Genomic DNA, 14,361 nt, shown 5'->3' on the forward strand with positions numbered 1-14,361 from the left:
GTGAGGACGCTGTGAGGCTGGCGGTCAGCACGCTGGGGATGCCCGGCGAAGGTCTCGGCCGGGCCGTGGAGCTGGCGGCGCGGCACGGGTGCGAGGGGCTGGAGCTGCGCCTGCATCCGGACACCGGGGTGCACGCCGGGCTGGACGCGGCGGAGCGGCGCGCGGTGCGGTCGAGGGTGGCGGACGCGGGCCTGGAGATCGCCGCCTTAGCTGGATATGTCAGGATCTGCGAGCCGGGGCCGGACGAGCCGGTCACCGATGCCCTCCTCGCCGACCTGCGCCTGGCCGCCGACCTGGGCGCGCCCGGGGTCCGGGTGTTCCCGCGCGGCGCGGACCCGGCGATCGGCGCGCGCCGGCTGAGGGCGGTCGCCGAGAGCGCCGCGGGGCTCGGCGTCCGGGTGCTGGTCGAGACGCACGACGCGATGGCGACCTGCGCGGCCGTGGCAGGGCTGCTCGACGCGGCCGATCGCCCCGGCGTCACGGGCGCGATCTGGGACCTGCTGCATCCCTGGAGGCACGGCGAGCCGCCGGCCGAGTCGCTGGCCGCGCTCGGGCCGCACCTCGCGTACGTGCAGATCAAGGACGCGGTCTCGGCCGAGGACACCACGCCGGTCCCCCTGGGGACGGGCTCGGTGCCGCTGGAGGAGGCGGGCGCCCTGCTGCGCGCGGCCGGCTACGCCGGCTGGGCGTCGCTGGAGTGGGAGCGGACGTGGTATCCGCACGTCGCGCCGGTCGAGGAGATCCTGCCGGGCGCGGCGGCCTGGGTGCGGCGCTTCGCGGGGTGAACCGACCGGATTGTGCCGCTTAGATAGCGGTATGTCCGCATCTAACTTGGCAAGATCCAGCACGGCGAGGAACAAGGTCCTCGTGGTCGGCATGGACGGGCTCCGCTTCGACCTGCTCGCCGCCTCGGGCGCGCCGGTCCTGACCGCGCTGATGTCCGCCGGCGCGTACGGCACCAGCATGCTCCCCTACGGCGAGGCCGGCGCGCCGCACACCGAGTCGATCGGCGAGGTCGTGCCGAAGAGCCCCGAGCCGGGCGACGACGGCAGCGCCGCGGCCCGGGCGATCCGCTCGCGTACCGACTCGGGCCCCGGCTGGTCGTCCATCGCGACCGGGGTGTGGCCGGACAAGCACGGCGTCGTGGACAACGCCTTCACCGACCCCCGATTCCTGAAATTTCCGGACTTCCTGACGCGGGCGAAGAATGCCCGCCCCGACCTGGTGACCTCGGCGTTCTTCTCCTGGGCCGCGCTCGCCGAGCACGGAGCCTTCGGCCCGGCCATCGACCACCGCTTCGTCCTGGACGGCTACACCTGCGAGGGCGGCTGGAGCGCGGCCGACGAGCGGGTGACCGCCGAGGCGGAGCGCCACCTCGGCGAGGACGACCCCGACGCGGTCTTCGTCTACCTCGGCGACACCGACGAGGTCGCCCACGAGCTCGGCCCCCACTGCCTCGAGTACGCCGTCGCGCTCCGGACCCAGGACGCGTACCTGGGCCGCCTGCTCGACGCCGTACGCGCCCGGCCGGCATACCGGGAGGAGCGCTGGACCGTCCTCGTCACCACCGACCACGGCCACGTGGACGAGGGCGGCCACGGCGGCGTCTCGGACGAGGAGCGCACGGTCTTCGTCATCGCCCACCACCTCGGCAAGGACCTCGGCGGGCGGCGGCTCGCCGCTCCGCGCCTGGTGGACGTGGGCCCGACGGCCCTGGCCGCGCTGGGCGTGCCGATCGAGCCGGACTGGGACCTGGACGGCGCGCCCCTGGAGCCGTGATCGATTTTCATCGGGTGTTGAATTTCTGCCCGGCAGGCGTGACACTGGTGACACGACGCTGAACGGCAGGGGTGCGCGCGATGAACACGGCACTGGACTTCTCCGAGATCGACGGCGGCATGCTCGCCGAGGTCGGCGGCAAGGCCGCGAACCTCGGCGAGCTCACCCGCGCGGGGCTGCCCGTCCCGCTCGGCTGGGTGCTGACCACCGACGCCTACGGCCTGGCCGCCACCGGCCTCGATCTCACGCCGGACGGCACGCTCGCCGAGCGCGCCCGGCGGCACCTGCTGGAGGCCCCCGTCCCCGACGCCGTCCACGAGACGATCGTCAAGCACTACGCGGCGCTCGGCCCCGACGTGGCGGTGGCCGTGCGCTCGTCGGCCACCGCCGAGGACCTGCCGTTCGCCAGCTTCGCCGGGCAGCAGGACACCTATCTCAACGTCGTCGGTGCCGAGGCCGTGGTCGAGGCCGTACGCCGCTGCTGGGCCTCGCTCTGGACCGACCGGGCGGTGGCCTACCGCGAGGCCAACGGCATCGACCACGCCGCCGTCCGCCTCGCCGTGGTCGTCCAGGTCATGGTGGACGCGCGGGTGGCGGGCGTGATGTTCACCGCGAACCCGGTCACCGGGCGGCGGCGCGAGACCGTCATCGACGCCAGCCCCGGGCTCGGCGAGGCCGTCGTGTCCGGCGCGGTCAACCCCGACCGCTTCGTGGCGTACGACGGCGACATCCTGGAGCGCCGGGCCGGCGACAAGCGCGTGGTCATCCGCCCGCTGCCCGGCGGCGGCACCGAACGCGTCGAAGTCGCTCACGACGGACCCCACGTTGAACTCTGCCTCACCGACGCCGAGGTGCTGCGCCTGGCCGCGCTGGGCCGCCGCGTCGAGGACCACTACGGCGCCCCCCAGGACACCGAGTGGGCCGTCGGCGCCGACGGCGAGATCTGGCTCACCCAGGCCAGGCCGATCACCACGCTCTACCCGCTGCCCGAGCCGGCCCGGCCCGGCCTGCGCGTCTACTTCTCGCTCAACGTCGTCCAGGGCGTCATGGGCCCGCTCACCCCGATGGGCCTGGCGGCGTTCCGGCTGATCGGCGGGGGAGCGGCGGGCATCGTCGGCCACGGCCCCGCCGACCCGCTCGACGGCCCGGCCTTCATGTCCGTCTCCGGGCAGCGCCTCTGGCTCGACCTCACGGCCGCGCTGCGCAGCCGCCCCGGCCGGGCCGTCCTGCCGCGCGCCCTCACCCTCGGCGAGGCCCGCGGCGTCGCCCTCGTGCGACGGCTGTTCGACGATCCGCGCCTGGAGCTCGCCCGCTCCTCGCGCCGCCCGTTCCTGCGCGGCCTGGCCCGCTTCGCCCGGCGCGTCCACCTGCCGTCGCGGGTGTTCCTGGCGCTCACCGCGCCGGAACGCGCGCTCGGCTACACCCGGCGGGTCGGCGAGGTGCTCGACCGGCGGCTGCGGGTGCCCGCCACCGCCACGCCCGCGCAACGCCTGGACCACGCCGAGCGGCTGCTGGCCGCCACGTTCCCGTCGATCGTCTCGGTGATGCCGATCGTGCTCACGGGCTACGGCCTGTTCGCGCTGGCCGGCCGGCTCTCCGGCCTGCCGCTGGGCGAGATGCAGGACGTGCTGCGCGGCCTCCCGCACAACCCCACCACCGAGATGGACCTGAAGCTGTGGGAGCTGGCCACCCGCGTCGAGCCGGAGCCGTTCGCCGAGCTGACGGTCGCCGAGCTGGTGCGCCGCTACGAGGCCGGCGAGCTGCCGCCGGTCGCGCAGCGCGGCGTCGCCGCGTTCCTCGCCGAGTACGGCCACCGCGGCGTCGCCGAGATCGACCTCGGCGTGCCCCGCTGGTCGGAGGAGCCCGCCCACATCCTCGGCGCGCTGGCCAACTACCTGCGCATGGACGCCGGCTCCGACCTCGCGCCCGCCGCGCTGTTCGCCAAGGGCGAGGCCCAGGCGCGGGCGGCCGCCGCCCGCGTGACCGCCGCGGCCCGCGCCAGGGGCCGGTGGCGGGGCCCGGTGACGCGGTTCGCGCTGCGGCGCACCCGTGCCTACGCCGGGCTGCGCGAGCTGCCCAAGTTCTACCTCGTCAAGGCGCTGTCCGGGGTGCGGCACAGCCTGCTCACCGTCGGGGAGCACCTGACCGGGCTGGGCGTGCTGGACGCCCCCGGCGACGTGTTCTTCCTCGACCTGCGCGAGACCAGGGCCGCGCTGGCCGGCGGCGACCTGCGGGAGCTGGTGGCGCGGCGCAGAGCGGAGCACGAGCGGGAGTCGCGCCGCCGGCACGTGCCCCGGATGCTGCTGTCCGACGGCACCGAGCCCGAGGCCCTGGCCTCCCCGGCGGCCGAGGGCGCGCTGGTCGGCACCGCGGCCTCGGCCGGCACGGTCACCGGCCGCGCCCGCGTCGTGCTCGACCCCGTCGGCGCGCACCTGGAGCCGGGCGAGATCCTGGTCTGCCCGTCCACCGACCCGGGCTGGACGCCGCTGTTCCTGACCGCGGGCGGGCTGGTCATGGAGATGGGCGGGGCCATGTCGCACGGCGCGGTGGTGGCCCGCGAGTACGGCATCCCGGCCGTCGTCGGCGTCGCCGACGCCACGCACCGCATCACGACCGGACAGGAGATCGAACTCGACGGCGCGGCCGGCACGGTCACGCCGTCGTCACCGGATCAGGCCCGTACGACCTCCGCGTAGCGGGCCTTCATGGTGGCCAGCACCTCGTCGGGGTCGGCGGCCCAGACGTCGGCGTTGAAGATCTCCACCTCGACGTCGCCGGTGTAGCCGGCGTCCAGGACCGCGCGGGTGATCGGCGGGAAGTCGATCACCCCGTCGCCCATCATGCCCCGTCCGAGCAGCACGTCCGCCGGCAGCGGATGCAGGTAGTCGCACACCTGGTAGCTCGCGATCCGGCGGCCGGCCCGCGCCACGTCGGCGAACAGGCGCGGGTCCCACCACACGTGGAAGGTGTCCACGACCACGCCGACCTGCTCCTCCGGGTAGGCCAGGGCCAGGTCGAGCGCCTGGCCCAGCGTGGACAGCACCGCCCGGTCGGGGCAGTAGATCGGGTGCAGCGGCTCCAGGGCGAGCTTGACGCCCCGCTCCCCGGCGTACGGCGCCAGCTCGGCCAGCGCCTCGGCCACCCGCTCCCGCGCGCCCGCCAGGTCCCGCCCGGACGTCTCGGTCAGCGGCTCGCCCGGCCTGATCCCGGGCAGGCCGCCGACCACCAGCACCAGGCAGGCCGCCTCCAGCTCGGCCGCCTCGTCGATGGCCCGCCGGTTGTCGGCCAGCGCGGCGGCGAACGCCTCGCCGCCCGTCGTCAGGAAGCCGCCCCTGCACAGGGACGACACCCGCAGGCCGGCGTCACGTACCAGCTTGGCGCTGGCCGCGAGGCCCTGCTCGGCCACCTTCTCCCGCCACAGCCCGATCGCCTCCAGGCCGTGCCGCGCGCAGCCGTCCACGGCCTCGGCCACGGACCAGCGCCGCGTCGTCCACTGGTTGAGTGACAGGCTCACCGGCCGTTCACCGCCAGCAGCGCCGACATGCGGCGCACCGCGAGCTCCGGATCGGCCAGCAGCCCCGCCTGGTCGGCCAGGCGGAACACCTCGGCCAGGTGGAGCAGCGAGCGGGCCGACTGCGCGCCGTTGACCATGGCGAAGGCGTCCTGGTGGCCGTTCAGCCAGGACAGGAAGACGATGCCGGTCTTGTAGTGGTAGGTCGGCGACTCGAAGATCTTGCGCGACAGCGGGACCGTCGGGGCCAGGATCTCCTCGTAGCGGGCTCTGGCCGCCTCGTCGCCCGCCTCGGCGGCGTCCAGCTCGCGCAGCGCGGCCGCCGCCGCGGGGGCGATGGCGTCGAAGATGCCGAGCAGCGCGTGCGAGCCGCCGGCGATCAGCGACGGATAGTTGAAGTCGTCGCCGGTGTAGAGCCGCACGCCGTCGGGGAGCGCGGCGCGCAGCCGCACCTCGTGCTCCTCGTCCAGCAGCGACACCTTCACGCCGTCCACCATGGCGGCGTGGGCGTGCACCAGCTCCAGGAACGACTCCGTCGCCGCCGCCACGTCCCGCGAGCCCCAGTAGCCGGCCAGCTGCGGGTCGAACATCTCGCCCAGCCAGTGCAGGATCACCGGGCGCTCGGCCAGGCCGAAGAGCTTGCCGTACACCTGGTGGTAGTCGCGGGGGCCGGTGGCGACCCTGGCGAGCTGGCGGGAGGCCATGACGATCACGCCCGCGCCCGCCGACTGGACCGTCTCGATCTGCTCGGCGTAGGCGGCGGTGATCGCGTCCAGGTCGGCGGCGTCCGGCGCGTGGTCGGTGCCCGCGCCGCACGACACCAGCGTGGCCGGGTCGCCGAGCGTCCGCGCCTCGGCGGCGGTGCGCCGGATCAGCTCGGCGGTCGCCGCCCAGTCCAGGCCCATGTTGCGCTGCGCGGTGTCCATCGCGTCGGCGATGCGCAGGCCGTGCGCCCACAGGTGGTGGCGGAAGCGGAGGGTGGCGTCCCAGTCCACGGCGGCGGGGGAGCCCGGCGTGTTGTCGCCGAGCGGGTCGGCCACCACGTGGGCGGCGGCGTAGGCGACGCGGCTCGCGGCCGGCGCGGCCGACACCGCCCAGTCCGTACGCTCCCGCACCGGGTACGGGCCGTGCCCCGGCAGGTCGATCCTCACAGCTGCGGCACCTCGATCCTGCGGCCCTCGGCCGACGAGCGCAGCCCCAGCTCGGCGAGCTGGACGCCCCGCGCGCCGGAGGCGAAGTCGTTGGGGAAGGGCGCGTCCTCCAGCACGTGCCGGACGAACGCCTCCCACTGGATCTTGAACCCGTTGTCGAACTCCCCGTTGTCCGGCACCTCCTGCCAGTCGTCGCGGAAGCGCGCGGTGACCGGCAGGTCGGGGTTCCAGACCGGCTTCGGCGTGGCCGAGCGGTGCTGGACGCGGCAGTTGCGCAGGCCCGCGACGGCGCTGCCGTGCGTGCCGTCCACCTGGAACTCCACCAGCTCGTCGCGGTTCACGCGGACCGCCCAGGACGAGTTGATCTGCGCGACGATGCCGCCTTCGAGCTCGAACACGCCGTACGCGGCGTCGTCCGCGGTGGCCTGGTAGGTGGCGCCCTGCTCGTCCACCCGGGACGGGATGTGCGTCACGGCGCGGGCGTAGACCGACTCGACCCGGCCGAACAGGTTCTCCAGCACGTAGTGCCAGTGCGGGAACATGTCGAGCACGATGCCGCCGCCGTCCTCGGCGCGGTAGTTCCAGGACGGGCGCTGGGCCTCCTGCCAGTCGCCCTCGAACACCCAGTAGCCGAACTCGCCGCGCACCGACAGGATCCGGCCGAAGAAGCCGCCGTCGATCAGCCGCTTCAGCTTCAGCAGGCCGGGCAGGAACAGCTTGTCCTGCACCACGCCGTTCTTGACGCCCTTGGCGGCAGCGGCCTCGGCCAGCGCGACCGCCTCCTGCGCCGACTCGGCCGTGGGCTTCTCGGCGTAGATGTGCTTGCCCGCCTCGATGGCCTTCAGCACGGCCTTCACGCGGGCGCTGGTCACCTGGGCGTCGAAGTAGATCAGGTTGTCGTCGTCGGCGAGCGCGGCGTCGAGGTCGGTGGTGTGGTCGGGGATCGCGTGCCTGGCCGCGATGTCCGCGAGCTTGCCGGCGCTCCTGCCGACGAGGACGGGCCGCAGCTTCACCCGCTCGCCGTCCGAGAGCGTCACGCCGCCCTGCTCGTTGATGGCCAGGACGGAACGGACCAGGTGCTGGCGGTAGCCCATCCGTCCGGTGACGCCGTTCATCACGACGCCGATGGTGCGCACGCTCATAGGGATCCCTTCAAGGACAAAACGGGGAAAGCGCTTTCCCGAACGGTACGGCTGCGCGCCCGAACGCGTCAAGTCCCCTCACTACGCCTGGACGGATCTCCAGGACTCTACGGTCGCCTCGGCGATGAGCTCGATGCGGTGTCCGTACGCCTGATGCCCGTCGAACACGAAGCTGCCGTCCCTGACCGGCAACCCGCAGAACGAGGCCCGGAAGCGCCCGGGGGGCCCGCCTGGCGGCAGCGGCTCGTACGCCGCGAGCGGGCTCGTGTCGTAGCCCGCCCGCGCCCGGTGGTTGTTCCTGGCCACCTGATGAGCCGCCACGCGAAGCAGCGCGTCAAGCCCTTTGTCCAGGTAGAGCTGCAACTGGCGGAACTGCCCGTCGAGGTACTTCTCGTGCGCTCCGGAGGGATGCTGCAGGAGATAGGCGCAGACCACGGGCGCGTGCCACCTGTACATCCGAGGATCGGCCTGCTCTTCGGAGAGGATCGCGTGGTAATAGTCCACGCACGCGCCCAGCGGGCCGGCGACCGCGCCGCAGTCGCACTCGGGGCTTCCTGCCATGATCCGCAACCTAGGCGGCGGGTGACAGCCTTGTCGACGGAATTTCGGCATCCCCTGACTGCCGCCGTAGCGGGAGCGGTCTCATGATGACGAGACCGCTCCCGGGCGAAGCGTCAGAGCTCACCCCGGATCTGCAACCGGGACAAGGCCTTGGCGATGGGGTGGGCCGTGAGGGTGATCTGCCACTCCCGCGCGCCCAGGGCGCGCAGCCGGTCGGCCACGGTCTCGTCGTCGAGATCGTCGGGAGGCTCCCAGGTGAGCCGGCGCACCGCGTCCGGCTGCAACAGGTTCTCGGTCGGCATGTGGTGCTCGTCGGCCAGCGCCGCGATGACGGCCCGCGCCGCGGCCAGGCGCTTGGCGGCGGCCGGGTCGCGGTCGGCCCAGCGGTTGGGCGGCGGCGGCCCGTCGCCCGGCGTGCTGGGGGCGGGGAGCTGGCTGTCGGGCAGGTTGCGGGCGCGGTGGACGGCGGCCAGCCAGTCGCTCATGTGCCGCCGGGCGCTGCGCCCGGTGAAGGCGGAGATCTCGGTCAGCGCCTTCTTGGTGCGCGGCCCTTCGAGCGCCGCCGTGACGATGGCCGCGTCGGGCAGCACCCGGCCCGGCGCGAGGTCGGCCTCGCGGGCGATGCGGTCGCGCATGAGCCACAGCTCGCGCACGATGGCGAGGGCTCGCACGTTGCGTACCTTGTGGATGCCCGAGGTGCGCCGCCACGGGTCGGAGCGCGGCACGGGCGGCGGCGTGCCGAGCACGGCGGCGAACTCCTCGCGCGCCCACTCCAGCTTCCCGCTCTCGGCGAGCTGCGCGTGGAGGACGTCACGGAGCTCGACCAGCACCTCGACGTCGAGCGCCGCGTAGCGCAGCCAGTCTTCCGGCAGCGGCCTGGTGGACCAGTCGGCGGCCGAGTGGCCCTTCTCCAGCCGCAGCCCGAGCACGGTCTCCACCATCGTGCCGAGCCCCACCCGCTCGTAGCCGAGCAGCCGCCCGGCGAGCTCGGTGTCGAACATCTCCCGGGGCCGGAAGCCCACCTCCAGCAGGCACGGCAGGTCCTGCGACGCGGCGTGCAGCACGATCTCCGCCTCGGCCACGGCGGCGTCCAGCGCGGACAGGTCGGGGCAGGCGATCGGGTCGATCAACGCGGTGCCCGACCCCGCCCGGCGGAGCTGCACGAGGTAGGCGCGGTTGCCGTAGCGGTAGCCCGAGGCGCGTTCGGCGTCCACGGCGACGGGCCCTTCGCCCGCGGCGAAACGCTCGACCATCCTCGCCAGGCCGTCCGCGTCGGCGATCACCGGCGGGATGCCCTCGCGGGGTTCGAGCAGCGGCTCGACGGTTCGTTCTTCTGTCATGAGTTCACCGACCTCATGACGCTCGTGCGGTGTCGACTGGTGCCCTCACTTCGTACGGTCACTCTCCGGATCATCACGTCGCCGGGGCAGCGCGGCCACGTCCGGCGGGAGCGGCGGGATGCCCGCGGCCAGGCACATCAGGTCGCACCAGGCGGCGACATGGCCGGACAGATCCTCCTGTGCGGGAGACCAGGAGGCTCTCAGCTCCAGCTCGGTCGTGACCGGATCCTCGGCCTTGTTGCCGAACCCCTCGGACACGGCTCTAGTCACGGTACCGCCGGCGGCCGAGTAGTCGGCCTGATGGGACTCCAGAGTCTCGGTGAGCCAGCTCCACACGACCGGCCCGAGCAGCGGGTCGGAGGTGATCTCCGGCTCCATGTCGGCCCTGACGTAGGCCACCAGCCGGAACGGCCCCTCCCAGCCGCGCTGTCCGTCGGGGTCGTAGAGGAGGATCAGCCGGCCGACGGCGAGCTCGTCGTCGTCGCGGTAGACGGACGCGCCGATGGCGGCCGAGTAGGGGGCCAGACGCTGGGGCGCGGGCAGGTCCTCCAGCTCGATCTCCGGCCGCACCTCGGACAGCCGGAGGCTCTGGGCCGCGCGGAGGAACGTGGCCGGAGGCGGTGGCTGGTCACCGAGTGGCATAGCCGAAGCGTAGGTCGATGTCGGGCGGAAGGGGACCACGGGGGTGCGCATCCTTGGTGATCAAGCCAAAGCCGTAACAAGCTGGCGAACCGGTCGGGCGGTCTCGGCGGAGCCGAGGACGATCGCGTGGCCGCAGCCGGAGCAGGCCCACTCGGGGCACTCGCCCGGCTCGTGCCCGTCCGGGCACGGGGGCTGCTCGAAGGGCCGATCGCCACCGCAGGAAGCGCAGCGCTCACTACGGCGCTCTGGGGAACTCCACAACGCGGACATCGCAACGGGGCCTTTCTTCGGGTCGTGGCTCCGACGTTGGCACGAGCCGCTGACAATTCCCCGCAACGCGCTCGGCGTGTCCCGAAAGTGGTCGCTGAATCGGTGCCGCGCGGTGGGTTGGCGAACATTTGACGCAGCCGGGACCGGCTCTCTGCCCGGCCGTGGGGTGTGCTCGACCCGCGCGGGACGCCGATGTCGAGCAGACCGGTAAACCTTCATCTTGCTATCTGATCATGATTTTGGGTGTCCAATGCATCTTTTTCCGACACCGCGCGTCTCCCAGCACCGATGGCGGGACCGGCGCCCGGACATGGCACCCTTGATGGGTGAATCTCGCCGACTCCGCGTTCCTGCGTGCCTGCCGCCGCCAGCCCGTTCCGCACACCCCGGTCTGGTACATGCGCCAGGCGGGGCGCTCGCTGCCGGAATACCTCAAGGTGCGTGAGGGCGTCCCCATGCTCACCGCGTGCGCGACCCCCGAGCTGATCGTCGAGATCACCATGCAGCCGGTCCGCCGCTACGGCGTCGACGCGGCCATCTACTTCAGCGACATCGTGGTGCCGCTCAAGGCCATCGGCATCGACCTCGACATCAAGCCGGGGGTCGGGCCGGTCGTGGCCGACCCGATCCGCGACGCCAAGGGGCTCGCGGCGCTGCGGCCGCTGGAGCCGGACGACGTGCCGTTCGTGACCGAGTCGATCCGGGCGCTCACCGGCGAGCTGGGCGGCACGCCGCTGATCGGGTTCGCGGGAGCGCCGTTCACGCTCGGGTCCTATCTGATCGAGGGCGGCCCGTCGAAGAACCACGACCGCACCAAGGCCATGATGTACGGCGCCCCCGAGCTCTGGCACGACCTCATGGAACGGCTGTCCGGCATCGTCCTGGAGCACCTGCGCATCCAGGTGGCGGCCGGCGCCTCGGCCGTGCAGCTCTTCGACTCCTGGGTCGGCGCGGTGGCCCCCGCCGACTACCGCGAGTTCATCCTGCCGCACACCCGGCGCATCTTCGAGGGCCTCACGGACGTCCCGCGCATCCACTTCGGCGTCGGCACCGGCGAGCTGCTCGGCCTGCTCGGCGAGGCGGGCGCCGACGTCGTGGGCGTCGACTGGCGGGTGCCGCTCGACGAGGCGGCCCGCCGCGTGGGGCCGGGCAAGGCGCTGCAGGGCAACCTCGACCCGGCCGTGCTGCTCGCCCCGAGGGAGGTCGTCGAGCGCAAGGCGCGCGAGGTGCTGCGGCAGGGGCGCGCCGCCGAGGGGCACGTGTTCAACCTCGGCCACGGCGTCCTGCCCTCGACCGACCCCGACCAGCTCAAGCGCCTCACCGACCTGGTCCACGAGCACTCCGCCTGACCCAGGCCACCGGGCCCGGGGTCCGGGGGTCATGCGGCCTCGGGATCGGGTCACGCGGTCCCTGGGTCCGGGGTCATGCGGCCTCGGGATCGGGTCACGCGGTCCCTGGGTCCGGGGTCATGCGGCCTGGGGACGGGTCACGCGGTCCCGGGGTCCGGGTCGGCCGGGCGGGAGGGCGGGGCGGCGGGCACGCGGCCCTGGCCGGCGCGGCGGGCGCGGTCCCGGCGCACCAGATAGACCAGCAGCGCCACCAGCGGCAGCGAGACCAGCAGCCACGGCAGCACCGCGCCGAGCAGCGTCAGCAGCACCACCAGGCTGGAGAGCAGCGCCTTCCAGCCGCTCTTCAGCCCGGCGAGGAACCCGTCGGACTCCTCCTCGGGCTGCGCCGCCTCGGCCACCGGCCCGAGCAGCCGCAGCGTGAGCGTCGCCATCGCGACCTGCGTGGCCAGCTCCTTCTGCTGCGCCTGCAACGACTCCAGATCCGCCTGACGGGAGGCGATCTCGCGCTCGACGTCCAGCACCTGGCCGATCGTGTCGGCCCGCTTGAGCAGCGTACGCAGCGACTCCAGCGACCGCTCGGCCGACTTGAGCCGGCTCTCGACGTCGGCGACCTGGAGCGTGACGTCCTGGGTGGACTGCTTCATGGAGACCTGGGTGCCGAGCTCCTTGCCGAGCCGGCCGAGCGCGGCGTTGTAGCCGGTCGGCGGGATCTTGAACTCCAGCGTCGCGGTCTCCCGCGCCTTGCTGGCCGAGCTGCTCTGCTCGCTGGACAGGTAGCCGCCGGCCGCGGTGACGATCTGCTTGGCCTGCTCGACGGCGTCGCTGACCTGCTTGACCCGGACGGTCATGCTGCCGGTGTAGATGACCTGGCGGTCCTGCCTGGTCACCTTGACGTCGGACACCAGGCCCGCCTGATCGGTCTTGGCGACGCCCCGGGCCGCCTTGGACGCCGTGGGCACCGGCCGGGCCTCCGCGTTCATGTCCTGTGCGACGGCAGGGGCGGACGCGCTCTGGACCGTGGCGCCGCCCCCGCCGCAGCCCGCCAGGAGCAGAACGGCTGCCGCGAGCGATGACGTGATGCCGTACCGGATTCTCCTCATGCCTTGAAGACGGATCGGCGGGCGGATCGGTTTGATGGCATGAATCACGGTCCGGTCACGCGCCCCGCGCAGGTGGGCGGCCCGCCGAGGCGGTAGCGTCAGGAGGCGTGGAAGGGAATCGGGCGCACGTCGTCGTGATCGGCGGAGGGATCTCCGGCCTCGCCGCCGCGTGGTACCTCCGTCAGGGCGCGGACGAACGGGTCAAGGTCACCGTGCTGGAGTCGAGCCCGCGCATCGGCGGCAAGCTGCACGCCTCCGAGGTCGCCGGGGTGAGCGTGGACGCCGGCGCGGAGGCCATGCTGGCCCGCCGCCCGGAGGGCCCAGAGCTGGCGAGGGCGGTGGGCCTCGGCGACGAGCTGGTCTTCCCCGGCACCACCGGCTCGGCCATCTACTCCAGGGGCGCCCTGCACGCCATGCCGAAGGGCCAGGTCATGGGCGTGCCCGCCGACCTGACCGAGCTGGCGAAGTCCGGCATCATCTCGCCCGCCGGGCTGCTGCGCGTGCCGCTCGACCAGATCCTGCCCGCGACGCTCGTCCGCACCGACGTGTCCGTGGCCGCCTACATCCGCGCCAGGATGGGCGCCGAGATCGTCGACCGGCTGGTCGAGCCGCTGCTCGGCGGCGTCTACGCGGGCCGCGCCGACCTGCTCTCGCTGGAGGCCACGATGCCCCGCGTGGCGGCCGTGGCCCGCGCCGAGCGCTCGCTGCTGTCGGCCGCCCGCCACCTGGTCGAGGAGACCCCCAAGAACGCCGGGCCCGTCTTCACGACGCTGCGCGGCGGCGTCGGCACGCTGCCCGAGGCGGTCGCCAAGGCGTCGGGGGCCGACGTCAGGACCGGCGTCACCGTACGCGAACTGCGCCGCGCCGGTCAGGGCTGGCGCCTGGTGACCGGGCCGGTGCCGAGGCCCGAGACCGTCGAGGCCGACGCCGTGATCGTCGCCGCGCCTGGCCCCGCCGCCGCCCGCCTGCTCCAGGACGAGGTGCCGAAGGCCGCGGCCGAGCTGGCCAGGATCGAGTACGCCAGCATGGCCGTCGTCACGCTCGCCTACCCGCTGTCGGCGTTCCCGCAGCCGCCCGCCCGCAGCGGCTACCTCGTGCCCCCCGTCGAGCGCCGCCCGGTCAAGGCGGTGACGTTCAGCTCCGTGAAGTGGCCCCACCTGGCCAGGGACCTGGTGATCCTGCGCTGCTCGATCGGCCGCCTGGGCGAGGAGCACCTGCTCCAGCGCGAGGACGCCGAGCTGGTGTCGCTCGCCATCGCCGAGATGGCCGAGGTGATGGGCGCGCGCGGCCTGCCGGTCGACAGCCGGGTCACCCGCTGGGGAGGCGGGCTTCCCCAGTACAACGTGGGCCACCTCGACCGGGTGGCCCGCGTGCGCGCGGCGGTCGCGGTCGAGCCGGGGCTCGCCGTGTGCGGCGCGGCCTACGACGGCATCGGCATCCCGGCCTGCATCGGCACCGCCCGTACGGCGGCCGCCCGGATCTTGGAAGAGCTGTCCCAGCGAGGAGAAGAGTGACG

The 14,361-nt window shown here is 73.7% G+C and carries 12 protein-coding genes; 5 read left to right on the forward strand and 7 right to left on the reverse strand.

All coding sequences use genetic code 11. From position 1 onward, the window contains the following. The first annotated feature begins 11 nt into the window (after nt 1-11). The 3 genes from AC27IY_RS37315 to AC27IY_RS37325 all read left to right on the forward strand — a co-directional run bounded on the left by AC27IY_RS37315 (nt 12) and on the right by AC27IY_RS37325 (nt 4,475). Nucleotides 12-785 carry a sugar phosphate isomerase/epimerase family protein gene (locus tag AC27IY_RS37315; RefSeq protein ID WP_487180909.1) on the forward strand — a complete coding sequence of 258 codons (774 nt, stop codon included), beginning with the start codon at nt 12-14 and terminating at the stop codon, nt 783-785. Nucleotides 786-831: 46 nt separating this feature from the next. Next, nucleotides 832-1,779 carry an alkaline phosphatase family protein gene (locus AC27IY_RS37320; protein WP_487180910.1) on the forward strand — a complete coding sequence of 316 codons (948 nt, stop codon included), beginning with the start codon at nt 832-834 and terminating at the stop codon, nt 1,777-1,779. An 80-nt stretch (nt 1,780-1,859) separates the two neighbouring features. Next, nucleotides 1,860-4,475 carry a PEP/pyruvate-binding domain-containing protein gene (locus AC27IY_RS37325; RefSeq protein WP_487180911.1) on the forward strand — a complete coding sequence of 872 codons (2,616 nt, stop codon included), beginning with the start codon at nt 1,860-1,862 and terminating at the stop codon, nt 4,473-4,475. Here AC27IY_RS37325 and AC27IY_RS37330 read toward each other — a convergent pair. The 6 genes from AC27IY_RS37330 to AC27IY_RS37355 form a co-directional block, all read right to left on the reverse strand. Further along, a complete protein-coding gene (locus AC27IY_RS37330; RefSeq protein ID WP_423476693.1) occupies nt 4,451-5,293 on the reverse strand; it encodes a sugar phosphate isomerase/epimerase family protein in 843 nt (280 codons plus the stop codon). The genes AC27IY_RS37325 and AC27IY_RS37330 overlap by 25 nt on opposite strands. Further along, nucleotides 5,290-6,441: a dihydrodipicolinate synthase family protein gene (locus AC27IY_RS37335; protein WP_487180912.1), complete on the reverse strand. Its 1,152-nt coding sequence runs from the start codon at nt 6,439-6,441 to the stop codon at nt 5,290-5,292. Before AC27IY_RS37335 ends, AC27IY_RS37330 begins: the two co-directional genes overlap by 4 nt. Further along, nucleotides 6,438-7,583, reverse strand: a complete 1,146-nt coding sequence (locus AC27IY_RS37340; protein WP_423476691.1) for a Gfo/Idh/MocA family protein — start codon at nt 7,581-7,583, stop codon at nt 6,438-6,440. The genes AC27IY_RS37335 and AC27IY_RS37340 overlap by 4 nt, the downstream gene beginning before the upstream one ends. 81 nt (nt 7,584-7,664) lie before the next feature. Continuing rightward, a complete protein-coding gene (locus tag AC27IY_RS37345) occupies nt 7,665-8,144 on the reverse strand; it encodes a DUF5946 family protein (protein ID WP_487180913.1) in 480 nt (159 codons plus the stop codon). Between the two features lie 113 nt (nt 8,145-8,257). Continuing rightward, on the reverse strand, nt 8,258-9,484 hold the full coding sequence (locus tag AC27IY_RS37350) for an HRDC domain-containing protein (protein ID WP_371249405.1): 1,227 nt from the start codon (nt 9,482-9,484) through the stop codon (nt 8,258-8,260). A 45-nt stretch (nt 9,485-9,529) separates the two neighbouring features. Further along, entirely contained in the window at nt 9,530-10,126 is a 597-nt protein-coding gene (locus tag AC27IY_RS37355; RefSeq protein ID WP_329573918.1) for a DUF3000 domain-containing protein, read from the reverse strand. A 620-nt stretch (nt 10,127-10,746) separates the two neighbouring features. Between AC27IY_RS37355 and hemE the strand changes: the two genes are divergently transcribed. Beyond that, nucleotides 10,747-11,745 (forward strand): uroporphyrinogen decarboxylase, encoded by a 999-nt coding sequence (hemE, locus tag AC27IY_RS37360; protein WP_487181222.1) that lies wholly within the window; start codon nt 10,747-10,749, stop codon nt 11,743-11,745. A 137-nt stretch (nt 11,746-11,882) separates the two neighbouring features. Here the strand turns inward: hemE and AC27IY_RS37365 are convergent, their stop codons facing one another. Continuing rightward, nucleotides 11,883-12,845 carry a DUF4349 domain-containing protein gene (locus AC27IY_RS37365; protein WP_487180914.1) on the reverse strand — a complete coding sequence of 321 codons (963 nt, stop codon included), beginning with the start codon at nt 12,843-12,845 and terminating at the stop codon, nt 11,883-11,885. 107 nt (nt 12,846-12,952) lie between these two features. Between AC27IY_RS37365 and hemG the strand changes: the two genes are divergently transcribed. Next, nucleotides 12,953-14,359 carry a protoporphyrinogen oxidase gene (hemG, locus tag AC27IY_RS37370; RefSeq protein WP_487180915.1) on the forward strand — a complete coding sequence of 469 codons (1,407 nt, stop codon included), beginning with the start codon at nt 12,953-12,955 and terminating at the stop codon, nt 14,357-14,359. The last annotated feature ends 2 nt before the right edge of the window (nt 14,360-14,361 follow it).

Source organism: Nonomuraea sp. B208 (genome assembly GCF_057536035.1).

Coding starts and splice junctions, on each gene's coding strand:
- AC27IY_RS37325 (WP_487180911.1), top strand. CDS start 1,860: ATGAACACGGCACTGGACTTCTCCGAGATCGACGGCGGCATGCTCGCC.
- AC27IY_RS37340 (WP_423476691.1), bottom strand. CDS start 7,583: ATGAGCGTGCGCACCATCGGCGTCGTGATGAACGGCGTCACCGGACGG.
- AC27IY_RS37345 (WP_487180913.1), bottom strand. CDS start 8,144: ATGGCAGGAAGCCCCGAGTGCGACTGCGGCGCGGTCGCCGGCCCGCTG.
- AC27IY_RS37350 (WP_371249405.1), bottom strand. CDS start 9,484: ATGACAGAAGAACGAACCGTCGAGCCGCTGCTCGAACCCCGCGAGGGC.
- AC27IY_RS37355 (WP_329573918.1), bottom strand. CDS start 10,126: ATGCCACTCGGTGACCAGCCACCGCCTCCGGCCACGTTCCTCCGCGCG.
- AC27IY_RS37365 (WP_487180914.1), bottom strand. CDS start 12,845: ATGAGGAGAATCCGGTACGGCATCACGTCATCGCTCGCGGCAGCCGTT.